This window comes from Paraglaciecola mesophila KMM 241 (assembly GCF_000315015.1).
Classification (GTDB): Bacteria; Pseudomonadota; Gammaproteobacteria; order Enterobacterales; family Alteromonadaceae; genus Paraglaciecola; species Paraglaciecola mesophila.
The window spans coordinates 60,192-84,481 of the sequence record NZ_BAEP01000056.1; the positions used below are offsets into that span (position 1 = coordinate 60,192).

24 protein-coding genes are annotated in these 24,290 nt (G+C 43.2%); 9 read left to right on the top strand and 15 right to left on the bottom strand.

What is annotated here, in order from left to right:
* Positions 1-19 precede the first annotated feature (19 nt).
* The 4 genes from GMES_RS13920 to GMES_RS13935 all read right to left on the bottom strand — a co-directional run bounded on the left by GMES_RS13920 (position 20) and on the right by GMES_RS13935 (position 4,602).
* Positions 20-1,528, bottom strand: coding sequence for an MFS transporter (locus tag GMES_RS13920; protein ID WP_006993355.1), 1,509 nt, complete (start codon positions 1,526-1,528; stop codon positions 20-22).
* 352 nt (positions 1,529-1,880) lie between these two features.
* On the bottom strand, positions 1,881-2,969 hold the full coding sequence (locus GMES_RS13925; RefSeq protein WP_006993356.1) for a GGDEF domain-containing protein: 1,089 nt from the start codon (positions 2,967-2,969) through the stop codon (positions 1,881-1,883).
* Between the two features lie 210 nt (positions 2,970-3,179).
* Positions 3,180-3,626 carry an acyl-CoA thioesterase gene (locus GMES_RS13930; RefSeq protein WP_006993357.1) on the bottom strand — a complete coding sequence of 149 codons (447 nt, stop codon included), beginning with the start codon at positions 3,624-3,626 and terminating at the stop codon, positions 3,180-3,182.
* Positions 3,627-3,831: 205 nt separating this feature from the next.
* Entirely contained in the window at positions 3,832-4,602 is a 771-nt protein-coding gene (locus GMES_RS13935) for a rhomboid family intramembrane serine protease (RefSeq protein WP_033185316.1), read from the bottom strand.
* Between the two features lie 229 nt (positions 4,603-4,831).
* On the opposite strand from GMES_RS13935, the gene GMES_RS13940 reads away from it, so the two are divergent.
* From GMES_RS13940 to GMES_RS22290, 4 genes are read left to right on the top strand one after another with little or no spacing between them, the layout of a single operon-like run.
* Positions 4,832-5,176, top strand: a complete 345-nt coding sequence (locus tag GMES_RS13940; RefSeq protein WP_006993359.1) for an ArsC family reductase — start codon at positions 4,832-4,834, stop codon at positions 5,174-5,176.
* The gene (gene dapE / locus GMES_RS13945) at positions 5,173-6,303 is read left to right on the top strand and encodes a succinyl-diaminopimelate desuccinylase (RefSeq protein WP_006993360.1); all 1,131 of its coding nucleotides are present in this window, start codon (positions 5,173-5,175) and stop codon (positions 6,301-6,303) included. The genes GMES_RS13940 and dapE overlap by 4 nt, the downstream gene beginning before the upstream one ends.
* Complete coding sequence (locus GMES_RS13950; RefSeq protein WP_006993361.1) at positions 6,300-7,001, top strand: M15 family metallopeptidase; 702 nt, start codon at positions 6,300-6,302, stop codon at positions 6,999-7,001. Before dapE ends, GMES_RS13950 begins: the two co-directional genes overlap by 4 nt.
* On the top strand, positions 6,998-7,159 hold the full coding sequence (locus tag GMES_RS22290) for a DUF2897 family protein (protein ID WP_006993362.1): 162 nt from the start codon (positions 6,998-7,000) through the stop codon (positions 7,157-7,159). The genes GMES_RS13950 and GMES_RS22290 overlap by 4 nt, the downstream gene beginning before the upstream one ends.
* 108 nt (positions 7,160-7,267) lie before the next feature.
* On the opposite strand, the gene GMES_RS13955 is transcribed toward GMES_RS22290, so the two are convergent.
* From GMES_RS13955 to GMES_RS14000, 10 genes are all read right to left on the bottom strand, one after another.
* Positions 7,268-7,594 carry a heavy metal-binding domain-containing protein gene (locus tag GMES_RS13955; RefSeq protein ID WP_006993363.1) on the bottom strand — a complete coding sequence of 109 codons (327 nt, stop codon included), beginning with the start codon at positions 7,592-7,594 and terminating at the stop codon, positions 7,268-7,270.
* A gap of 112 nt (positions 7,595-7,706) precedes the next feature.
* The gene (gene astE, locus GMES_RS13960) at positions 7,707-8,759 is read right to left on the bottom strand and encodes a succinylglutamate desuccinylase (RefSeq protein ID WP_006993365.1); all 1,053 of its coding nucleotides are present in this window, start codon (positions 8,757-8,759) and stop codon (positions 7,707-7,709) included.
* Between the two features lie 104 nt (positions 8,760-8,863).
* On the bottom strand, positions 8,864-10,186 hold the full coding sequence (locus GMES_RS13965) for a putative bifunctional diguanylate cyclase/phosphodiesterase (protein WP_033185286.1): 1,323 nt from the start codon (positions 10,184-10,186) through the stop codon (positions 8,864-8,866).
* Positions 10,187-10,348: 162 nt separating this feature from the next.
* Positions 10,349-12,844 carry a glycogen/starch/alpha-glucan phosphorylase gene (locus tag GMES_RS13970; RefSeq protein ID WP_006993367.1) on the bottom strand — a complete coding sequence of 832 codons (2,496 nt, stop codon included), beginning with the start codon at positions 12,842-12,844 and terminating at the stop codon, positions 10,349-10,351.
* Positions 12,845-13,097: 253 nt separating this feature from the next.
* Positions 13,098-14,747, bottom strand: coding sequence for a phosphoglucomutase (alpha-D-glucose-1,6-bisphosphate-dependent) (gene pgm / locus GMES_RS13975; protein ID WP_006993368.1), 1,650 nt, complete (start codon positions 14,745-14,747; stop codon positions 13,098-13,100).
* 13 nt (positions 14,748-14,760) lie between these two features.
* Positions 14,761-15,285, bottom strand: a complete 525-nt coding sequence (locus GMES_RS13980; RefSeq protein ID WP_006993369.1) for a negative modulator of initiation of replication — start codon at positions 15,283-15,285, stop codon at positions 14,761-14,763.
* 163 nt (positions 15,286-15,448) lie between these two features.
* Positions 15,449-16,519 carry a 23S rRNA (cytidine(2498)-2'-O)-methyltransferase RlmM gene (gene rlmM, locus GMES_RS13985; RefSeq protein WP_006993370.1) on the bottom strand — a complete coding sequence of 357 codons (1,071 nt, stop codon included), beginning with the start codon at positions 16,517-16,519 and terminating at the stop codon, positions 15,449-15,451.
* 3 nt (positions 16,520-16,522) lie between these two features.
* A complete protein-coding gene (locus tag GMES_RS13990; protein ID WP_006993371.1) occupies positions 16,523-16,894 on the bottom strand; it encodes a DUF423 domain-containing protein in 372 nt (123 codons plus the stop codon).
* Between the two features lie 100 nt (positions 16,895-16,994).
* A complete protein-coding gene (locus GMES_RS13995) occupies positions 16,995-17,618 on the bottom strand; it encodes an alpha/beta family hydrolase (protein WP_006993372.1) in 624 nt (207 codons plus the stop codon).
* Positions 17,602-18,513, bottom strand: a complete 912-nt coding sequence (locus tag GMES_RS14000; protein ID WP_006993373.1) for a transcriptional regulator GcvA — start codon at positions 18,511-18,513, stop codon at positions 17,602-17,604. Before GMES_RS14000 ends, GMES_RS13995 begins: the two co-directional genes overlap by 17 nt.
* A gap of 219 nt (positions 18,514-18,732) precedes the next feature.
* On the opposite strand from GMES_RS14000, the gene GMES_RS14005 reads away from it, so the two are divergent.
* The gene (locus tag GMES_RS14005) at positions 18,733-19,017 is read left to right on the top strand and encodes a hypothetical protein (RefSeq protein WP_006993374.1); all 285 of its coding nucleotides are present in this window, start codon (positions 18,733-18,735) and stop codon (positions 19,015-19,017) included.
* Positions 19,018-19,157: 140 nt separating this feature from the next.
* On the opposite strand, the gene kdsA is transcribed toward GMES_RS14005, so the two are convergent.
* Complete coding sequence (gene kdsA / locus GMES_RS14010) at positions 19,158-20,009, bottom strand: 3-deoxy-8-phosphooctulonate synthase (protein ID WP_006993375.1); 852 nt, start codon at positions 20,007-20,009, stop codon at positions 19,158-19,160.
* A 432-nt stretch (positions 20,010-20,441) separates the two neighbouring features.
* On the opposite strand from kdsA, the gene miaB reads away from it, so the two are divergent.
* Genes miaB through corC form a run of 4 tightly spaced genes read left to right on the top strand, consistent with a single transcriptional unit; the run spans position 20,442 to position 24,290 of the window.
* Complete coding sequence (gene miaB / locus GMES_RS14015; RefSeq protein ID WP_006993376.1) at positions 20,442-21,875, top strand: tRNA (N6-isopentenyl adenosine(37)-C2)-methylthiotransferase MiaB; 1,434 nt, start codon at positions 20,442-20,444, stop codon at positions 21,873-21,875.
* A 28-nt stretch (positions 21,876-21,903) separates the two neighbouring features.
* Positions 21,904-22,941: a PhoH family protein gene (locus GMES_RS14020; RefSeq protein WP_006993377.1), complete on the top strand. Its 1,038-nt coding sequence runs from the start codon at positions 21,904-21,906 to the stop codon at positions 22,939-22,941.
* Positions 22,938-23,396, top strand: coding sequence for an rRNA maturation RNase YbeY (ybeY, locus tag GMES_RS14025; RefSeq protein WP_006993378.1), 459 nt, complete (start codon positions 22,938-22,940; stop codon positions 23,394-23,396). Before GMES_RS14020 ends, ybeY begins: the two co-directional genes overlap by 4 nt.
* 33 nt (positions 23,397-23,429) lie before the next feature.
* Complete coding sequence (gene corC / locus GMES_RS14030; protein ID WP_006993379.1) at positions 23,430-24,290, top strand: CNNM family magnesium/cobalt transport protein CorC; 861 nt, start codon at positions 23,430-23,432, stop codon at positions 24,288-24,290.

The window sequence follows — 24,290 nt, forward strand, 5'->3', positions numbered from 1 at the left end:
TAAAATGATCTCGTATTGCTTATTGAGGAATTTTCACACGTAACGTCATTACGCCCGCTATCAACATGCTACAACCGCCTATTACAAGCGCGAATATAGGCTGATTATCGAACACCTTAGTGATCAAAAAACCTAAGATACTGGCAGCAAGGATTTGTGGAATAACAATAAAGAAATTAAAAATCCCCATGTACACCCCCATTTTATTGCTGGGTAACACATTGGCTAAAATGGCGTAAGGTACTGAAAGAATGGACGCCCAAGCAAAACCAACCCCGACCATCGCTAAAACAAGCCAAGCTGGGTCTCGAATAAACCAAAACGAAATAAAACCAATGCCCCCCAGGGATAAATTGATTAAATGTGCATATTGCAAATTGAGTTTACGAACGACAAAAGGAATGACAATGGCAGCAAAAATAGACACGCCATTATAGGTCGCCATCAGAATGGACACCCAATCGGCACCTTCATTGTACGCAATGGAACTGGTATCACGACTGGCATAATGATGAGATGTGACGGCTGAATTAGTATAAATCCACATCGCGAATAAAGGAAACCATGAGAAAAACTGCACTACTGCTAACTGACGCATGGCTTGAGGCATAGCAAAAAGATCGCCAAGGACTTGCGCGAAACCATTTTCGGTGCGTTTTTGGCGCACCATAAAGGCCCCAACTAACTGACAGATACCAAAAACAATCAGTCCCCCGGCCAAAATATATAAATTTTTATCAAGTTGGTCGATGTTGAGGTAAATCAGTACAAGTAAGGATAGCCCGATAACACAAAAAAGACTGCCTCCCTTAGTGTACTGCCCTGCTGTTCTAGTGTGCGTAATAGTGAGAGATTGTTTGTCTTTCTCCGCTTGAGCAGCATCAAACGCAGCCAGTTGCTCTGGGGAGTACTCTTTGGTTGAAATGACCGTCCATAAAACTGCAAATAGGAAAATACTGCCGCCAGCATAAAACGAAAATTTAACAGAATCGGCGACTGAGCCTGGTGCAGCAATATTCGAAACGTCAAACCAGTTCGTCATCAACCAAGGTAAAGCGGAGGCCACCACAGCGCCAACACCAATGAAGAAAGTCTGCATGGCATACCCACTGGCACGTTGTTTTGGCGGCAACATATCACCCACGAAAGCCCGAAAAGGTTCCATTGAAACGTTAATGGACGCGTCCATAATCCACAGCATACCAGCTGCAAACCACAAAGTAGGTGAGTTTGGCATTATGAACAACGCACCACTTGCGGCAATTGCGCCCCAAAGAAAATACGGTCGCCTTCTGCCTAAACGATTCCAAGTATTGTCACTTAAGTAGCCAATAATCGGCTGGACCACTAAACCAGTTATAGGCGCTGCTACCCACAAGACAGCCAAATTACTGTAATCAGCACCAAGGGACTCGAATATTCGACTGACGTTAGAATTTTGCAGGGCAAAACCAAATTGAATACCGAGGAAGCCAAAGCACATGTTCCAGATCTGCCAAAAGCTTAGTTGTGGTTTAGTTTGCTGCATGAAAGGGTCTCTTATTTATTATTGTGTATCGACAAAATGCTCACGTGGGCACAGCTACTGATGAAATCGATTGCTGTAGCATCTTGTATATTAACATCAGGTAGCCACGAATTTGGCTTAATGGCGTATGTAAACAAATGCGTCAATTTTATGATTAGTTAGATTATCCTTTGTAACATTATCTAAACAAGTGCTTGCATACGTATTCAGTTGGTACAAGAGTCGATGGAAGATTTAAAAACGAAATTAAAGAGAGAATGGCACTTGGTGAAGCGCAGTATGAGAGGTGATAACGTAGGTAACCGAGGACTGTTTATGAACAGTCCTTAACAACACACGATGCTAGTACAGCTCAGAGTACTATCTTGTAACCCGCTTCTTTTTTAGCAAGATACATTTTTTGATCCGCTAAATGGATCAACTGTTTAACACTTACAAATTCAGATGCCCCTGTTTCCGCGATCCCCATACTAAACGAATATGTAGGGTAACGAGATTGAAAAGTAGCAATCAGCTTCTCGCATACTTTCTGAGCTTCAAGGGCATTACACTCCAATAGCACGACACAAAACTCATCACCACCGTAACGGCATGCTATGTCTGTTTGGCGCACGCACTGGCGCAGTGTTTGACCAATTTCTTGAAGCACTTCATCTCCTTTTAAGTGCCCTTCTGTGTCATTTATCCGCTTGAAGTGGTCAACATCAAAATACACTAACGACAACTTAGTGTGCCGACGCTTTGCTAATGCAAGCTCTTTATCTAGCATTTCTTGCATCGCACTGATGTTGTATATTTTGGTGAGCGGGTCCAATCGCACCTGCTCCATTAAATCTTTAGTGCGCTGGGCGATTGTCGCTTCAATATTTTTGCGTAATGCGTTGTGCTCTTTTCGCAGCGCTTCGATATCAGCGTGAAAATGCGCCACGTTAATGTCAACACACAACTCAAGGTCGAACTGCAGTAACTGGCGAATGGCCGAGCTAATTGACTCTTTTACCGGACTTAAGGCTGGTATCTTTTCAATATATTGAAGTAATACATGGCGCAAAGTATCGATAAACTGAACAAAGGTTAAAGTTGGTACATCAATATTTTTATAATGCACAATTAACGCGATGCGGTTGCTAACGTACTGCTCGTTATACTCATTATTGACCAACAATTCTTTGATATAGGATTTAAGAAGCTGTAGTAAATCTGTTGAGAGATTGAACTCATTGGTCTGCAGAGCCACATCTGCCATCTCTGGATGTGACGCATGTATTTGATCAATAATCGCAGGAAGTTGCTTTTCAAGAGTGGGAAGGCATTGATCCAACACCTCAAGATTAACGCTGGATTGGCTTAATAAAGCGGACAAACGTTCCACTGATACATTTGATCGAATGCGCAAAGCGTCAAACAACGCAGTGTCACTTTTTCTATTCTGAGGCACCATTATAAACCCTTTATTATGATTATTATTTTTAGGTTATGTATTGTTATAACGCCATAGCGCATTCTTTATTCCGGGTTAAAATTCAGCCTAACCAAGAACTTACCAGCCCGTTTAATTGTGCGTAATAGCAGCTGATGTAGTAATACTATAAAAGTATATCGGCTAACTGAGTACCCTACTAAAGTATAATGCGAGTGAAAAAGAGCGAGACTACACTCCTTCAATCTCACCTGCGTGGTTAATAGCTGGCAATTGTTTGTGATCTAATAGCCCATTGCGTAAGCATTGCGGAACTGCCTTTTTAGTAAACATAGTCGCATCAACGCAAACATAGGTGATCTCTGCATTGGCGATTGCCCTACCACTATCATGGTGCACTAGGTTTACCGCACAGGTAAAAGACGTATTCCCGACCTTTTTCACACTCACAGATGCAGCAATAACATCATCAAAGCGCGCTGAAGACTGCCAACTAATATTGAGATTTACCACTTGAGTTTCGTATCCTTGGCTTAACAAATTGTCAAAACCACCATAAAATGCTCGAAAAAATTCGGTCATTGTGATGTCTACATAGTCTGCGTAGCGAGCGTTAAACACCACGCTTTGTGCATCACACTCACCGTAACGGACGCGAAAGTAGTATTTAAAATCCATATTTGGTCTTCTCATTTGTTTGGCGTAACCTGCCATTTGTATAGACTTTTTATCTTACGTGCTTCAAGAAAAGACCACGAATTAAACCAATGAGTAACTAACTATTTAGCTGATTGATTGGAATAACATTTACGTTGAACTTGATGCTTAAAATAGCGCACCAATAGTTACGTATAACCGCCACAGCCCTATACTAAGTAATGAGTTAATCTTTACGCGCAATAACGATTGAATGGGATGAAGTGTTCTGATCTGCAATGGTTTCACCTTCATCTAACGCTGTTTTCAGGTCATTCTTTTTTAAGTTATTAGGTACTTCACTTGAATCGCTTGAATTAACCACAACACGCCATTCATCTTTAATGATAGGGTCTTCTTCATCGTTGGTTCGCTCCCATGGATAACGCTTTACGGCAGGTTTTGGGTCTAGTCTATGCCAAAGTAATCCTGAAAAAGCGCCGGCTATTCCTCCGAACAAATGATACTCAAATGAGATGTCAGGCTCTCGGGGGAAGATACTCATCGTCATTCCACCGTACATAAAAAACGCGATCATCATAATACCAATCGATGACTTATCACGACGTAAAATTCCCACCACTAAAAGATAAAAGAATATGCCGTGGGTGACCCCGCTTGCACCTAAATGATAAGCATCACGCGCAAAGAGCCATACACCAACGCCTGACAGCAGCCACACGCTGATAAGCACCCGTATGCGTGTTTTAGGGTAACCGTAAAAAAGTGCCGTAAGTAGCACTAATAAAGGTAGGCTGTTGCTAAAAATATGCTCCAAGGAGCCGTGAATAAAGGGCGCCGTAATGATGCCAACACTTCCGTTTAGAGTCTGGGGATAAACTGCAAACATATGCATATCAATCGTGAATAGTATTTCAGCTGATTTGATACACCACAGTATCAACACAAATACAGTGCTGGCTAAAATGCTATTGGACAAGCGCTTTGAAAAGTTCATCGCTTTAATGTGTGGTACAAAACTAAGATTAAAAGGCCCGTCCATACTTATATTATGAATTATTTGTCTAAACAGCTTGCGCTAAGACATCTCAAAACAAACTGAAAGTAAGCGCGCTGCTAGCTATCATTAATCAATTCACGCCAATTGTCTGTTTCCTCTTTACCCTACCCGCACAGTCTCGCTATAGTGAGCGGCTAGTTAATTAATGCGGGTAATGAGTAATTTAATGACGAAAATGTACGGTATCAAGAACTGCGACACGATAAAAAAAGCACGTAAATGGCTAACTGCGAATGAAATAGAATATACATTTCATGATTATCGAATAGACGGTATCGATCCAGAATGGCTTGAAGAAGTTGAAGCCATTGTCGGCTGGGAGACGCTATTAAACAAACGTGGTACAACGTTTCGCCAATTGACTGACGAACAAAAAGAGAGTCTAAATCGAGAAACCGCTTTAGCGTTAATGCACGAAGCGCCGGCCATGATAAAGCGCCCGTTACTCATTCATCAAGATCACCATATAGTCGGATTTAAAGACGCCCAATACCTAGAGATATTCAAATGAGTTGTGAAGTATTAGCCTTAACAGAAGAATTAATTAATCGCCAATCAGTTACACCTGAAGACGCTGGTTGCCAGCAATTAATGGCTGAGTATTTAGCCCCATTAGGGTTTGATATCGAATCAATGGTGTTTGACGATACAACCAATATGTGGGCCCGAAAAGGCGCAAGCGGCCCAGTATTTTGTTTTGCTGGGCACACAGATGTTGTGCCAAGTGGCCCTGCTGAAAAATGGACGTTTCCACCATTTACCGCCACCCAACATGAAGGTCAGTTGTATGGACGTGGCGCTGCCGACATGAAAGGCAGCCTAGCAGCGATGCTTGTGGCCACCAAAGCATTCGTAACTAAGCATCCAGAGCATACAGGTTCGATTGCTTTTTTAATTACCAGCGATGAAGAGGGTCCATTTATTAACGGCACTACTCGCGTGATTGACACCCTAGAAGCCCGCAATGAAAAAATGACATGGTGCTTAGTCGGCGAGCCTTCAAGTACTACGCTGATTGGTGATGTCGTTAAAAATGGTCGCCGAGGTTCACTCACCGGTGATATCACAGTTAAAGGGGTGCAGGGTCATGTTGCCTACCCTCATTTGGCCAAAAACCCAATTCACTTGTCAGCCCCCGCTTTTGCTGAGTTAGTGCAAACCCATTGGGATAACGGGAATGCCTCTTTCCCTCCGACTAGCTTCCAGGTCTCTAACATCAATTCGGGCACAGGCGCAGGTAATGTTATCCCTGGTGATTTATCAGCATGTTTTAACTTTCGCTTTTCAACAGAAGTCACCGACAAGCAACTTATTGAGCGCGTCACCTCGATACTCGATAAGTACGATTTCGACTACCACATCGGCTGGACATTCAATGGGCAACCTTTTTTGACCGATTCTGGAAAATTAGTAGAAGCCACACAGGGCGCGATAAAGGACGTAACGGGCCGAGAAACCGAGCTCTCAACCGCCGGCGGGACATCTGATGGGCGCTTTATCGCTCCCACTGGTGCACAAGTCATTGAGTTGGGGCCCGTCAACGCGACCATTCATAAAATTGATGAAAACGTGAATATCAAAGATCTAGCTGAACTTGCGAAAATATATGAAGGGATTTTGCAAAGGCTACTGGCTTGATCAATGTTGAACATGCCTTAGGTATTGATGCCTCACACTTATGTGAGGCACAAGACGGCCATCGCCTTGAAATTCGAACCTACTCTGCCTTTAGCGCCATGCAGCGAAGTGCAGCAAAAGACAACATTCACATCAATATTGCCAGTGGCTATCGCGACTTTGCGCGGCAAAAATTCATTTGGGATAATAAATGGCAAGGGCTACGTCCCCTGTATTCCCAGACCGGCGAGCCATTAGACGCAGCCATATTAACCTCTGAACAAAAGCTACACGCCATTCTAACTTGGTCAGCATTGCCTGGAGCAAGTCGTCATCATTGGGGCACTGATCTCGATGTATACGACAAGCTCGCTATGGCACAAGCCGGTCAGACCTTACAACTTATACCACAAGAATACAGCGAGAAAGGCCCCTGTTCAGCGATGCATAAATGGTTAGTAAGGCATGCCGCTGATTTTGATTTTTACATGCCATATCAAGATTTTACCGGCGGGGTATCCGTGGAGCCTTGGCATTTAAGCTACCGTCCTGTGGCCGAAAAAATGTTGAGCTTACTGACATTACCTGCTCTTCAAGCACTGCTCACTAAACAGAACATCCAAGGCAAAGCTGAGGTGTTAAAACGATTGCCGATGATCTATCACAGGTACATACTGAATGAAGGAATATCAGATCGCGAGCATCAGGAGTTTAAATGAATATTTGGATAGTCGTTGCCATCATAGTAGTCGTATTGGGTTTTATCATTGGCAATATATTGCTGCTACAACAAAGTGCGAATGAGAAACTGCCTAAACCAACGAAAGACAATAATAAAAATTTTGATGACGAAGACGATGATTGGGGTAAGAAGTGATGGAATGGGTTGATGGTTCAAAAAGAGTCAGCCGTCATCATGTTTTTAAGCAACTTCAATCATCGAAGTTGCTTACACGCCAAATCTTAGCTAAGTAAACGAAGGGCACTAAAGATCGGAACAGCTCACTGCCGTACCGCTGATGCTGACCATCAACATGCTGCCGCCTTTTCCTACTACCTCGTAATCAATATCGATGCCTACCACCGCATTAGCGCCCATGGAGCGCGCCTCAGCTTCTAGCTCACGAAAACCTATTTGTCGAGCGTTGGTTAGTTCATCTTCATAAGCACCTGAGCGCCCGCCAACAACGTCACGAATGGCGGCGAATATATCGCGAAAGACATTGGCCCCCATCACGGCTTCCCCTACAACTATTCCGCAATAACGTTCGATTTTTTTGCCTTCAATACTGGGTGTGGTAGTCATGATCATGTTTTTATCCTTGTTAAATCAAATTGACCTGTCAACGTTAGCAAAAAATGCATCGGCAACGTACCGCATCCGTGCATCTATTTGTAACAAAACGCCTGTTAACTATTCTGAGTTAGTCCAACGTTGTGGGGATAACAGTTAAAATAGCACGCTGACCAATCGCCACGTTTGCGTTGGGGAAGACAACCGCTTCACCATCAAACTCAGCGCGGTATTCATTGCCTGTTTCATGAGCCAGTAAAGTGCCCTTGGAAAAATCACTAAAGTTGGGCAGATCGTCTGAAAAGTCCAAAACAAAATCATCTTCATGCTTATTGATCACCTGGTTTACTTGGTAAATCAACACATCTTGATGATTAAACGATTTCAGATTCAATGGCTGACCGCAAATAAGGCGTTTCAAGGTGTCATTAACTTGGGTGAAACGAGACATATCATTTTGGCCGAACGCTTCTACCTTACCCAGTTCCACCGTAAAGGCATGGGCCCCAAATTGACGACTGGAATAATAACTGAAAGTGGTTGTAGGGCTACCAGAGAGTAGAAAAGTATCGATTCCGCAAGCAAGCAAGAAGCTAATTTGATCTTTGCTATGCTTTTCGCCATGTAAAAATGGATACACAGCAAACTTTTCATTCTTCGATGGGCGGATTGCCGTATGAAGATCGTAGTGATAACGCGATTCATCACTGTGCCCTGCCTCGTAAAACTGAGCGACCGCCTTTTCTATTTCTTTCGCACGAGCGCATTCGTAGCTGTTTTGATCAACCGACTCATTTGCATGAGCATGGCTGAACAAGCGGTTTAGGTTTTCATCAACAAAGCGCGTGGCTTTATCCATTGCTGGCAAATTGCCAAAAATAAACAAAACGCGATGAGCAACACGTATTTTACCCGTCAAAATATCTACTACATATTGGTCACATATTTCAATAGGGGCTGTTTCATTACCGTGGATCCCGCTCGATAGCACAATGGCTTTGACACTTTTTATCTTGGGTGTAAACGAAATAATACCAGGGGAGATAATGCTGACCTGAGTGTGCTCATCAAGTGTGAAAGAAATAGGCTTTTGTACTAATTCGACAGAGCGACGCGAGAGCGTTAAAAACTGCCCCTGCTGTTGTAAATCACTAATGAGTTTATGCGTATTAACTGTGTGCATACCTTACCTTTACGCTTTAATAATGAGTGGCCGAAAAATGACATTTACAGTGTAAAAACATTCATTCGAAATCCAAAGAAGAGTGTTATCGATAGTGCCAATGGCTACGCACTGTCAAGTCGGCTTACCCGAGCATGGGAATCGCCTACGATGAAGTCTTGTTGAGTTAATCCGATGAAATCCTGCAATGGCACTGCTCGTGAAAATAGAAAGCCCTGCCCTTCAGCCACACCTATTTCACGCAACACATGTAGCTGGTGAATATTTTCAATCCCCTCTGCGACTAATTCACAATTGGCTGCGGTTGCGATTAATTTAGAGGCTTCTATAACCGCGCGATTAATGGGGTTTTCAGCTAATTCCATCACAAACGTTTTATCGACTTTAATAGTATCAAGTTCAATATTGCGCATATAGGCTAAATTCGAATAGCCCTTGCCAAAATCATCAATCGCTACTGACACACCTAGTGCTCGAATACGCGTTAGCTGAGACGTTACAACAAACGAATTTGATAATGCTACGTCTTCGGTTAGCTCAATCTCAATCTGACTTAAGTCAACCGCGTATATCAGCGCGAAGTCAGCGAGTTGGTCAACGAAGTTTGGATCATACAACTGGGTTGGTGACATATTCACCGAAAGCTTAAGATGTATATTGGCCTTACTCAGTTCTTTTGCCCCTTTAAAGGCGGCTTCTAAAACCCAGTAGCCCATCTCGTTCATCATATTATATGACTCAGCGGCTTCGATTAACGCGCCGGGAAACAGCACACCATCAAGCGGATGATTCCAGCGTAACAAGCATTCAGCGCCAACAATTTGTAACGTGCGCAGGTTCACCTTAGGCTGATAATAGATCTCAAGTTCATCTCTTGACAATGCGCGTTTTAAATCAGCTTTTAATGTTATCGAACGGCTATTGTTTGGCTTATCGGTAAGACTCATGTAACAAAAATTATCGTAACGATTTTGTTTAGCTTGCTTAAGCGCTGCTTCGACTCGAGTGAAAAACTGACTAGCCGCGATGGCCGATTCTTCGTTAGAAACCGCGCCCACGTTAAAATCGGCAATAAATGAATGGTCACCTACCCCAATCGGGGTTTTGAAATGTTCAATTAGGTGAATATAGAAACGTTGAAGTTGGACTTGGCTGAATTTACCTGGGATGACTAAACCGAAAATGTCGCCACTGATACGCCCTAAGTGAGCACCGTGGCCATCAAACAAATAGCAAATTCTATTGGCAATATTGAGCAACAACTCATCACCTAATTCATAACCAAAGCTGCTACTAACATCTGAAAAACGTACCACATCAATCAAAAGCATCGAATGATGAGGATGGCTTTTTAGCATATCGTCTATTTGTCCTAAGAAGACATGACGATTCGGTATTGTTCGCAATGAATCATGAACAGGCTTCATGCAAATAGATAAACCCCAAATACTTCTGACACTGAGTGTCTATTTTGATTAGGAAAAACAAGGCTCTAACTACAGTTAGAGCCTTACATATAGCCTAATAGTTTACAGGAAAATGGCTGGGGTGAAAGCCATTAGACTGCTAAAGGTAAGAAAGCCTGAATACTAGTCGACTTTGCAGGGATCAAGCTTCCAAATGCGCTCAACATAGTCTTTGATTGAGCGATCAGAAGTGAATTTCCCCATGTGCGCCGTATTCAGTATCGCCATCTTGGCCCATCTTTCTGGCTCTTTGTACGCTTTATCAGCAAGTGATTGTGCTTCGCAGTAGGACGTGAAATCAGCAAGCACCTTATAGTGGTCCCCCCCTTCCAACATACTGCGCTTTAACGAAGAAAGCGCTCCGGGCTTACCTGGCGTGAAGTAATCGCTGTCTAACCAATCAAGTACTGCTTTTAACTCACGATTGTTATCGTAATAATCAAATGGGTTATAGCCCTTCTTATCTAAAGCTTCTACTTCGGCTACGGTCAGGCCAAATATAAAGATATTTTCATCTCCGACTTCTTCGGCGATTTCAATGTTTGCCCCATCTAATGTCCCTACAGTGAGGGCACCATTTAGTGACAACTTCATGTTACCCGTGCCCGATGCTTCCTTGCCAGCAGTAGAAATTTGTTCTGAAATATCTGCTGCAGGGATCATCTTCTCAGCCAAGCTCACGCGGTAGTTAGGCAAAAATACCACTTTAAGTTTGTGATTAACCCGTGCGTCATTGTTGATTTTTTCTGCGACTTTATTAATAGCGAAAATAATGTCTTTAGCAAGCTTGTAACCAGGAGCCGCTTTGGCCCCGAACAAGAAAACGCGAGGATGCATATCGTAGTCAGGGTTCTCTAACAAACGACGATATAACGCCATAATATACAATAGGTTTAGGTGCTGACGCTTATACTCGTGAAGACGTTTAATCTGTACATCGAATATTGCATTCGGGTCTATCTCAACGTCTGTCAATGCCATCACCTCTTTCGCTAATTGTACCTTATTATCACGCTTGATTTTCATGAACTGCTTTTGAAACTTAGCGTCTTCGGCAAATTCGGCTAAACCTTTCAGTTTGTCTAAATTTAAGGGCCAATCTTGGCCAATCTTACCGTCAATTAACTGTGACAACGCCGGATTACACGCCTTCAACCAACGACGCGGAGTGATGCCGTTTGTCACATTGGTGAGTTTACTCGGCCACATGTGATTAAATTCAGGGAATAAATCTTTCTTAACTAGCGCAGAGTGAATTTCTGCTACGCCATTAACCGCAAAAGAGCCAATGACCGACAAATTCCCCATGCGTACCATTTTGTCAGGACCCTCTTCAATAATAGACAGCTTACGCTTGATCTCATTATTACCTGGCCAAACCGCTTCCACCTCATCCATGAAGCGACGGTTAATCTCATAAATAATTTCCAAATGGCGAGGTAATATTCTTTCAAACATACGTGCTGGCCACTTTTCTAATGCTTCAGGCAACAAGGTATGGTTAGTGTAGGCAAACGTTTTGCTGCAGATACTCCATGCATAGTCCCAATCAAGTTCAGCGCGGTCGATTAGTATTCTCATCAACTCGGGGATGGCAACCGCCGGATGGGTATCGTTCAATTGAATAACCACTTGCTCAGAAAAACGGCTCCAGTCATCGCCATGAGCCCGTTTATATCTGCGGATAATGTCTTTTAGGGAGCAAGCGCTAAAAAAGTATTGCTGAATAAGGCGCAAATCTTTGCCCGCTTGGGTTTCGTCATTCGGATAAAGCACTTTTGAAATGGTTTCCGCTTGTACATTTTCTGTTTGTGCATCCACGTAACCACCGGCATTGAACACATCCCAGTTGAAGTAGTCAGAGGATTGGCTTTGCCACAAGCGCAGAACGTTGACGGTTTTACCACCGTAACCGACCACTGGAATATCCCAAGGTAGACCTTTAACGATATGACCAGGATGCCACTCTTTATTAATACGGCCATTCTCACCGTATTTGGTTTCCACGTAGCCAAATAATGGAATATCTTGTATCGATTCAGGTCGGCAAATCTCCCACGGATTGCCATAATCTCGCCAACTGTCTGGGCGTTCAATCTGCTCACCATTTTGGATCTCTTGACGAAAAAGTCCGTGTTCATAATGTAAGCCGTAACCCACAGCTGGTAAGTCTAATGTTGCCAGAGAGTCTATAAAACAGGCAGCAAGGCGACCTAGACCGCCATTGCCCAAAGCCATATCGGGCTCTTCTTCCATAATATCGGTTAAATTGACGCCTAATTCGTTTAGCGCTTTTTCAGTCTGTTCGAACAAACCTAAATTGTGTAAGTTGTTAGACATTAAACGACCCATTAAAAACTCTGCCGAAAAGTAATGTACGGCGCGGGTATCGTTCAAATAATGCGATTTTTGGGTTTTACGCAGCCCTTCTAAAACGTGTTCTTGCACAGAGGCACAGGTCGCCTTCCACCAAGCGTGATTGTTTGCTTTATTTTCATCTGTACCTAAAGAGCAGTGTAAGTGTTTTACAATTGACGCCTTGAGTTCAGCTTTATTCATCATCGTCTTGCTTGATGAGGCAACCTTCTTGGTCGCTCGTTTGGTGGTTTTGGTGGTCATGTCTCTACCTCAATAGTATTTGTTAAAATACAGTTAACATCCAACGGATATAAACCGTAATTAAATTACAAAAATAAACTGAGAGTAGTTTTAGCAGGAATACTCAATTAAATCTGTTAAAAATAGGTTAACAAGACAAAAAAGGCGGTTGAATACGTATTCAACCGCCTTAACTTATAATCAATTAATACATTAAGTACGCTTTCTATTTACATTTGCATTACAATTTTCTGCAGAAATGAAATAAATCTAGCTACTTCACGCTCTCAAATATACGCGCCACCAGATTTTGTGCTTCTTTGATCAAAAGCTGTAAATGTTTTTCACCATTAAAGCTTTCTGCATAAATTTTATAAATTTCCTCAGTGCCTGAAGGTCGTGCAGCAAACCAACCGTTTTCAGTAGCCACTTTCACCCCGCCGATGGCGGCATTATTCCCTGATGCGTGGGTTTGAATAGACACTATTGTCTCACCTGCCAATTCAGTAGAGGTAATTGCGTTTTTGTCCGCTTTGCTTAACGCTTGTTTCTGAGCGTGAGTCGCAGCAACATCAATGCGCGTATATAAAGGTGCACCGAATTTTTTGGTGAAAGCGTGGTAATGTTCACTTGGGTCTTTACCCGTAACAGCAAGGATTTCTGCCGCCAATAAGCACAAAATGATGCCGTCTTTGTCTGTTGCCCATGGTTTACCGTTACGGCGTAAAAAGATACCGCCGGCACTTTCTTCGCCAGCAAAACCAATTTCACTATTCAGCAGACCTTGAACAAACCACTTAAAGCCGACCGGCATTTCTGCCACGGTGAGATTGGCATCATGAGCAACGCGGTCAATCATACTGCTTGAAACTAAGGTCTTACCAACTTTTAATCCTGTGGGCCAATCCGGCCGATGAGAATATAGATACTCAATGGCAACAGCCAGATAATGATTGGGGTTCATCAAGCCATTGGTTTTAGTCACTATACCGTGTCGGTCGAAATCGGGATCGTTACCAAACGCTAAATCAAAACGATCTTTAAGATCAATTAAGCCGGCCATGGCATAAGGTGAAGAGCAATCCATGCGTATCTTGCCGTCTTTATCTCTGCGCATAAAACCAAATTGGTGATCGACTTTTCGATTTACCACCTCAATGCTCAAGTTGTATCGTTTGGCTATCTTATCCCAGTAATGTAAACCAGCGCCGCCCAGCGGATCTGTACCCAAGGTTAACCCTGCTTGGGCAATAGCTTTCATATCGATGACCTGATCTAACTGCTCGATGTAATTGTCAGAGAAATCGACTTCTTCAACTAGGCCGGTGTCAAAAGCAGCCTGATAAGATGTACGCTTAACATCGTGCAGATCGTTGTGGATGAGTTCATTAGCGCGGGCTTGAATTTGATTGGTCACATCACTGTCAGCAGGGCCACCATGAGGTGGGTTATATTTGAATCCACCGTCTTCAGGAGGGTTATGGGAAGGTGTAATGACAACACCATCACTTAAACCGGACTCTTTGCCCTCATTGTAATCAAGAATTGCATGGCTAATCACAGGCGTTGGCGTGTAGCCTCGGTCTTGTTGAACTACCAGTTTGACTCCATTTGCTGCGAGTACTTCTATTGCCGTAGTAAAAGCAGCTTCAGAAAGTGCATGTGTGTCCATGCCCACATACATAGGGCCCGTAATACTATTGGCTTGTCGGTATTCTGCTAATGCCTGACTAATCGCTGCAATGTGGGTATCAGTGAAGGTGTTTTTAAAAGCACTTCCGCGGTGCCCTGATGTACCAAAAGTAACACCTTGACTGACGTCACTTTTATCAGGTTTATTGCTGTAATAGGCACTAATTAAATGCGCAACGTTAACAAGTTGCGCTTGTGACGCTGGTTTACCTGCTTCTGAGTGAATAGCCATGTAGATCCTTTAGTTAGTCTTCATATAATTCCGGGGCAAATAATGCGGCAAGACGTTGTCCATCGTTCGCGTTGTAGCCTAAAACTTCTGCTACTTCCTTAATTAATGACGCTTTCTTAGCCGTATTATTGTTGGTCATAACCCAAAACGTAGATTCACCGATCTGTTTTGGGTTTGTCACACTACTGGCTTGCAACAACGTCTCTTTGTCTTTAGCAAAGTACACGCGATTTCTGCCACTGAGTGTGAGTACTTCATCGAACTGAGCACCGTGCATGCTCTCAAGTACCGATAAAATCTTTAAGAATCGCTCAACCATTTTGGGGTATTCACTTAATTCGTCAGTAGTTATCTGACTAAAAACATCACCTGCTGGTTTTTTGGTTGTTGGGCTTTGTTTAGCAGCGACAACGGTTTTCACTACTGTATTTTCTGGCATAACCAAACGACGTAGAATATCTGAGGCCGTCTCACCAATGTGTTGTGTCTGCGACGCTATATATGCGTACAAGTCATCTTCTATTTCTATGTTCTTCATTTAATGTCACTACTGTCTATGTTCTGTTCATTATTATACTGATCGCTTACACCTTCGCACGGTTTAATTTATATAAACGAATATATAATCGCTTTGTGCACTTCTCATAAGCTTTTGTTTTTTATTGCTTTAATGTTACTAAGCAATATATGCTCACGACCTATTATGTGTTTAATCGCATGTGAACAGTTACCTCTTCACGATCATGATAAAGGTGTTTAACTTTCAGATCATACGGCCCTGCGCGATGTTGATCAATACACTGATCGATGATTTCCAGCGCTTCTTTAACGGATTCATAACGTTTTTTCATCGGCAATTTGAGGTTAAACACGGTTTCTTGGCAACGCTTGGTGGCAATCCAAGTGGCCATCAGTTTCGCCACGCGCTGAGGTTGCTCAATCATGTCACACACCAACCAATACACATTGTTTTTTCGTGGCTGAAACTTGAAACCGTCTTCTGGGCAATAGCGTACCTGACCTGTGGCCATTAGTGCTTCGTCCATCGCGCCGTTATCCACTGCCTCAACGAACATGCCGCGTTTCACCAGTTGGTAAGTCCAGCCGCCCGGACACGCACCTAAGTCAACGGCATGTAAACCGCCAGATAAACGTTTTGCATGTTCTTTTTTGGGAATAAATAATTGAAATGCTTCGTCCAGTTTCAATGTGGAGCGACTCGGCGCCTCGTTGGGAAACTTCAAGCGTAAAATGCCTAACGGATAAGGCGAGTTATTAGTAGGGTAAGAATAACCCACAATAGCGGTGGTGCTATCTTCAAAATACACATGACAGACAGGTAAATTACTGCGCTCCAGCGGCGTTAAAATCCGTTTTCCCCTGAGCGCTTGGCGCAGTGGTACACTTATTTTCCGGCAAAATTTTGAAATCTCACGGCCATCTGTGCTGTCTGCATGTTCAACGCGTAATTCACCACATTCAGGAAATTCGATACAACCATTTAGGATTGGGCCGATCCTATCGCTGGTATCGAGTTGCTCACATCGTTCGCTAAAAGCAAAGAGCTGACGGGCGAATATCAATGTCGTTAAAGGTAACGTTTTGGCTAATCTGTCTGCATCTTCTGCTTGATAGCAATGGAACAATACCAAGCCACTATTAGTTTTTAGCTCTGGATAGCCGTACACATTAAGCTCAGCAAATTTTTCAATCACTTCATTGGCTAAGTCTTTTTCAAAGCCAGTACGACAATATAATGCTAATCCTGCCATTATCTATTTTAACCCTTTAACTGCTGCATAAATGAATAACGCCCACGCGATAATAAAGCATAGACCACCTAACGGTGTGACCGGTCCGAACCATTTAATCCCTGTGATGGCCAATAAATATAAACTACCACTGAACAACACTATGCCTGCGCTCATAAAACCTGCTGACCACGTTAGCTGAGGACTCGGCATAAACTGTGCTGTAAGTACCAATAGAATTAGCCCTAGGCTATGGTACATCTGATATTGAACACCCGTTTGAAAGACCCCTATCAGGCTCTCAGATAGCTGATTTTTCAACCCGTGAGCGGCGAATGCCCCCAGTATAACCGCAAGCATCGCACTCACGGTGCCTACGATGAGATAAATCTTCATTTTATGTTCCTTACATTGGCGTCGAGGTCATATAGCACCGGTTCGTGTAAATTTCTCCGATGATAACCCATTATGTTTCTTATTGACTTTATCCGAGATCTCATTCACTGCTTACAAGCTGGCGAATAAATTCAACGCCAGCGTCGACGCCAGCAATAATATGCGCCTCTTCGGTATAACCCGAACGTTTGCGTGGTTTCAAACTGTGATCGCCATCAGGCAAAAAATACGTCCGAATGGCGCTAGGCAAATCATAGGTTGCCACTTCTTCTTCGGTGCCAAATGTATCGCGACTTCCCTGTACCACCAACAGTGGCTTGTTTAATATTGTTAAGTGCTCTGTTCTTAGTTTGTCCACCTTACCTGGCGGATGAAATGGGTAACCAAAACATACCCCTCCCACAGCATCTGATTCATCTAACAACATGCTCGCCACACGTCCTCCCATTGACTTGCCACCAATAAAAAGAGGTAGGCTAGCGTCTAATTCGGCAATAATGAGGCTAAAGTAAGCCTGAAGCTTAGGGATTCTATCTGGTGGCTGTCTGCGGTTTAACGCACCTGCTTTTTGCATATACTCGAAATCGAATCGAGTTACCGTGATGCCTCGCTGGGCGAAAAATTCAGCAACTCGCACCATAAACTCACTGTGCATACCCGCCCCCGCACCATGAGCAAGGATTAAATGCGCAATCGGATCTTGTGCTTTATTGGTTAAAATCATCATCTTCCTGTTCGTCTTCTACTTGGCTTTGCAGCCACTGTAAGAATGCGACTATCTTGCCAAGCTCAGCTTGAGACTGATGGCATACCGCATAATACGCATTGGTGGCGATGAGTCTTTCATCAAAAGGACAAACTAATCGACCAGATTCAATCTCAGGCCGTGCTAAAACACTATGCCCTAATGCAATACCTTGCCCCAATGCAGCGGCTTGCAGCACTAACATAGAGTGACTGAATATGGCCCCTTGGTTTACATTAATACCTGGGATGCGAAAGTGCTTGATCCAGTTTTTCCACGCTTCTCTTGATGAGTCATGTAGCAATAGGTGATGTTTCAAATCTTCTAATTTTTCAAGCGGTTTTTGGCCTTGGAACAACAGCGGTGAACACACAGGGGTTAAATACTCAGTGTGCAGTTTCTGGGCGTATACATTCGGCCATTTGCCGCGACCGTAGTAAATGGCGACATCCACATCGTCTGTTAAAAAACCCTCATCAAAATCTACCGCTTTGATCCTAATATCTATATCAGGGTTGGATTGACTAAATTGATTAAGACGAGGAACAAGCCACTGAATAGCGAAACTTGGAGGCAGAGCGACCGTGATCGCGCCTTTTTCACCTCGGGCGAGTAGCCGCTGGGTCGCTTCTTGTAGCGCCTGAAAAATATCTTTGAGATCTAAGTAATAGCTCTGACCTTCCTCTGTGAGTAACAAAGAGCGGTTTTTACGCATAAAGAGTTTCATCGATAGAAACTCTTCAAGGGATTTAATCTGATGACTGACCGCCGCTTGTGTAACAAAGAGTTCATCAGCAGCGCGGGTAAAGCTCAAATGACGCGCTGCAGCTTCGAAGGCTTTTAGGGCGTTAAGTGGGGGCAATCTGCGGTTCATAACATCAACAAGAATAAGATTTGCGCAAAGTTTACCATCATTAGTTTTTCTAATCCATCGCCATACTTATTGTCGTTTTTATAAACAACCTAAATTGTATATTATTCGAACCGTCAAAGATAAAAGCCCTTTCAAAACAAGGGTTAACATAATGCGTATTTATTTAACAATTAGGTAAATATGTTTACATTAAACATTAATATACTTTAGGTGATAATGATGAAAAATCGTAAAAATATAATTTTAAGCAGTTTATTTGCATTAGTATTCAGTCAGCAATCTTTCGCTCAAGAATTTGATCTAACGTCTATGTACGTAACAGAGCAAATCGAAGCTAACTTACAATCCATGTTAGCTGATATGAGTAACGACGACAGTTCACCAGCATTACAGGTTATCCTTGCTGGCCTTGAAAAAAGTCTCAGCAATAGCCAACAAGACGTTGTTCTTACAAATGACAAACGTGGCGGAAATGCCCCTCAAGCAGCTACATTGTCCGAATAGTAAAGCGTTATCCATTTAAAGCATTAACGCATTTTTATCTAGACGTTCTGGGCATACAGGTTACTCTGTGTGCCCAAAACCTCTCAGCTATCTTGTATTGTGTCAGTCTTATGTTGTGTAAGTAAAACGTTATGCAGGTCTTAGTTTGCGCTGGTGTCTAATGGTGCAAAACCTTTAACCAACTCATCTAACGCTAACATTTGCTGTAAATACGGTTCCAGTTTGTCTAATGACAATGCGCATGGACCATCACATTTCGCTTCATTCGGGTTCGGGTGTGCTTCTATAAACAACCCTGCTAATCCTAACGCCATGCCACTTCTTGCTAACTGTGCTGCTTGTGCACGTCGACCGTCAGCGGAATCCGTTCTACCCCCTGGCTTTTGCAATGCGTGTGTGGCATCAAAAATGACAGGAGCATACTGCTTCATTTCATCCATACCTAGCATATCCACAACCAGGTTGTTGTAACCGAAACTAGAGCCTCGTTCGCACAAAATTATTTTGTCATTTCCTGCTTCCATAAATTTTGTAATGATGTGACGCATTTCATGTGGGGCTAAAAACTGTGGCTTTTTCACGTTGATGATGGCGTTCGTTTTAGCCATAGCGACAACCAAGTCTGTTTGACGCGCCAAGAATGCGGGTAGTTGAATAACGTCAACCACCTCAGCAACGGGGGCGGCCTGAGCAGGTTCATGTACATCGGTAATTAATGGCACATCAAAGGTCGCTTTGATTTCTGCAAAAATTTCTAGTCCCTTATCCATACCCGGCCCACGATATGAATTCACCGATGAACGGTTGGCTTTATCAAATGAGGCTTTGAAAACGTATGGGATCCCAAGTCTGCTGGTGATTTCTTTGTAGTGTTCAGCAATCCGCATGGCCATATCTCGGGATTCCAGAACATTCATACCGCCAAACAGTACGAAAGGTTTGTCGTTGGCAACCTGAATGTCACCAACAGCAATATTGTGTAAATTGTTCATAAATTACGCCTTTGAAATATTCTAGGGCGCAAGAATAGCAAGGCCGCATGCGCTTGGATAGAGCGCAAGTAGGGACAACGACTCCTAATTGATATTGATACAAGTAGAATTCTTATTGCTGCTAACAGCGTCATTAGCTCAAAGTAAATGCATAATTATGCACTGATATATCGGCTTTGTTTTTTCGCCGGTGACCGCTAAACCACTCAGTACGTAGCAATTCGTTTACAAGGCCTTAAATTCTGCAGAATTTTGTGTCATTCCAACAGGATAAAACTAGCCTAGCGCCACAATAACCCGTAAAATACGCGGTTCGATTTTGCTCCATTTTTTCGACTAACCTCTTTAGGTTGTTCCCAATTAAGAGCATTAACAGATTGCATTGCTTTTCCATGAGCAAAGATTTCACATCAAAGGTAAGTACACGGCGTTATGACTAAAAAACTTTTTATTAAAACTTGGGGCTGTCAGATGAACGAGTATGACTCGCAGAAGATGGCTGATTTATTGGATTCGACCCATGGATATCAAGTTGCTGACACCGCGGAAGAAGCCGACATCATTCTACTCAATACGTGTTCTATCCGCGAAAAAGCCCAAGAGAAAGTGTTTCATCAATTGGGGCGCTGGAAAAACCTCAAACAAGATAAGCCTGAATTAATTATTGGTGTTGGTGGCTGCGTGGCATCGCAAGAAGGCCAGGTGATTCGTCAGCGCGCGCCATTTGTAGATTTAGTCTTTGGACCGCAAACGCTGCACCGTTTGCCAGAAATGATTAATCAGATCAAAGGCGGTAGTTCCTCCGTTATTGATATTAGCTTCCCTGAAATAGAAAAGTTTGATCGCTTACCAGAACCAAAAGCGGAAGGCCCAACTGCGTTTGTTTCAATTATGGAAGGTTGCTCAAAATACTGTACTTTCTGCGTGGTACCTTATACCCGCGGTGAAGAAGTCAGTCGTCCAGTTGATGACGTACTGCTTGAAGTCGCTCAGCTAGCTGAACAAGGTGTACGTGAAGTCAATTTGTTAGGTCAAAACGTGAATGCGTTTCGTGGCCCACATCATGATGGCGCGATTTGTACTTTTGCTGAGTTACTAGAAATGGTTGCCTCTATCGATGGTATTGACCGTATTCGTTACACTACATCACATCCCGTTGAGTTCACTGACGATATCATTGATGCTTACGCGACTATCCCTGAATTAGTTGATCATTTACACCTACCCGTACAGTCAGGCTCAGATCGCGTCTTGAATTTAATGAAGCGAGGCCATACTGCAATAGAATACAAGTCGAAGATTCGTAAGCTTAGGAAGATTCGTCCTAACTTAAGTATGTCTTCAGACTTCATCATCGGTTTTCCAGGTGAAACTGACGCTGATTTTGAAGCGACAATGGATTTGATCCAAGCCATGGATTTCGATTTGAGCTTTAGCTTTATTTACAGTGCACGTCCGGGTACGCCGGCAGCGGATTTACCCGACGATGTGTCCGAAACAACGAAAAAAGAGCGTTTACATTTGTTGCAAAATCGAATCACCCAGCAAGCGTTGCGTATTGCCCGGAATATGATCGACAGCGAACAACGAGTATTAGTAGAAGGCCCGTCTAAAAAGAACCCGATGGAGCTTTCTGGACGTACTGAAAATAACCGAGTGGTTAACTTTGAAGGCACACCGGATATGATTGGCGGTTTTGTAGATGTAAAAATCACAGATGTGTTTGCCAACTCATTACGCGGAGATGTGCTACGCAAAGAAGCCGATATGAATTTACGCATCAATGTGGCACCTCAGGCCATATTGGCCAAGCAAACGAATAAAACCGATGCCTTAGGCGTCGCGCAGTTTGTACCAGCACATTGATAAACATTAAATAACCGAGAGATACCGATTGAGCAAACTTACCAGTAATGAAATTGTGTTAGAGCCATCTGACTTAAAACGTTTGGCCAGTTTATGTGGACCGTTTGATGACAATATCAAACAAATTGAGCGCCGCCTTGGGGTAGAAATTACCTATCGCAGCAATGAATTTAAAGTGACAGGCCAACCACTGCAATCAAGTGGTGCGGCCCAGTTACTTAAGTTGTTGTATATTGAAACCCAACCAGTGCGCGGCGAAATCCCTGATTTAGAATCTGATCAGGTTCATCTTGCGATCCAAGAGGCTAAATGTCTTGAGCGCGCTGAAGCAGGCCATTACGGTAAAGAAGTGCATATCAAAACCAAACGGGGTGTCGTAAAACCGCGCAACCCAAATCAGTCAAAATATGTATCGGATATCTTAACCCACGATATCAGCTTTGGTATTGGGCCAGCTGGTACCGGTAAAACCTATCTTGCGGTTGCCGCAGCGGTCGATGCTTTAGAGCGTCAAGAGATCCGCCGTATTCTGCTCACTCGTCCTGCAGTAGAAGCTGGCGAGAAGTTAGGCTTTTTACCTGGTGATTTATCCCAAAAAGTCGACCCTTATCTGCGCCCTCTTTATGATGCATTGTTCGAAATGCTTGGTTTTGAAAAAGTCGAAAAATTGATTGAACGCAATGTTATTGAGGTAGCCCCATTAGCTTATATGCGCGGGCGCACACTTAATGATGCTTTTATTATTCTCGATGAAAGCCAAAACACAACAGTAGAACAAATGAAGATGTTTTTGACGCGTATCGGTTTTAATTCCAAAGCGGTGATCACAGGGGACATTACCCAAGTTGATTTACCACGAGGAACGCGATCGGGTCTTCGTCACGCCATTGAAGTATTAAAGGATGTTAACGATATTTCATTTAACTTCTTTAACGCCAACGACGTGGTGCGCCATCCTGTGGTTGCTCGAATCGTTATGGCCTACGAAGACTACGAAACCCAGCAAGAACGTATCCGTATTCAAAAGAAAGCTGAACATACTCAGCAACAAAGCGACAACTTATGAGTGCAATTGTTGATCTGCAAGTTGCTAGTGATGCCGCCAATTTACCCAGCGCTGATGATTTTCAGCGTTGGTTAGACGCGGTCCTTGCACATCAGCAGCTGCCAGAGCATGAACTTACCGTACGGATTGTGGATTCACAAGAAAGCCAAGAGCTGAATCATACCTACAGAGGAAAAGACAAACCGACTAATGTGTTGTCTTTTCCTTTTGAAGCCCCACCGGGTTTAAGCTTGAACTTATTGGGTGATTTGGTCGTTTGCGCCGACGTTGTAGCCCACGAAGCCCAAGAACAACATAAAAAATTACACCATCATTGGGCACATATGATCGTTCACGGAGCCTTGCATTTACTTGGCTTTGACCACATTAACGATGACGAAGCACATGAGATGGAAGCGTTAGAGGTTGATATACTTAAACAGTTTTCGATTGACGACCCTTACCAAGATCAATGATGATAGCCACTCAAACCATAATTTAACGAGATCATGAGCGAAGATAACCCCCCCTCTACTAGCGGTTCTGCCAACAAAGGTTGGTTGGATAAAATAGTCCAATCATTCACGGGAGAACCGAAAAGCAAAGACGAACTCTTCTCTGTCATCACTGATGCAGAACAACGAGAAGTCATCAACCAAGAAACTCGCGAGATGATCGAAGGGGTCATGGAAGTCAGTGAGATGCGTGTTAGAGAAATCATGATCCCTCGCGCTCAAATGACCACCATTGACATTACCGAGACCGTAGATAAATTTTTACCGATCATGTTGGACTCAGCGCACTCTCGTTTTCCTGTCATCAGTGAAGATAAAGATCATATAGAAGGGATTATCCTCGCTAAAGATTTACTAAAGTACGCATTTCTTCCGGGCAAAGAGTTTGAGCTCAAGCAGGTGCTTCGCCCGGCGGTGATTGTGCCTGAAAGTAAACGGGTTGATGTACTGCTTAAAGAGTTCCAACAAAAGCGCTTTCATATGGCCATTGTGGTGGATGAATACGGCGGTGTTTCTGGCTTAGTGACTATCGAGGATATTCTCGAGCTGATCGTCGGTGAAATTGAAGATGAGCATGACGCTGAAGAAACCAATACCGATAATATACGTGCCTTAAATAAACATACTTATTCAGTCAAAGCGCTAACAGAATTAGAGGATTTCAACGAGTTCTTTAAAACTGATTTTGACGAAGAAGAAGCCGATACCATAGGTGGGATTGTGCTAAAAGCGTTTGGACATATGCCCATGCGCGATGAGAAAGTCAGTATAAATGGTTTCGTTTTTACGGTTACTAACTCTGATGCCAGACGCCTTATTCAATTAAAGGTTACCCTTCCCCACAGCGAAGATTAG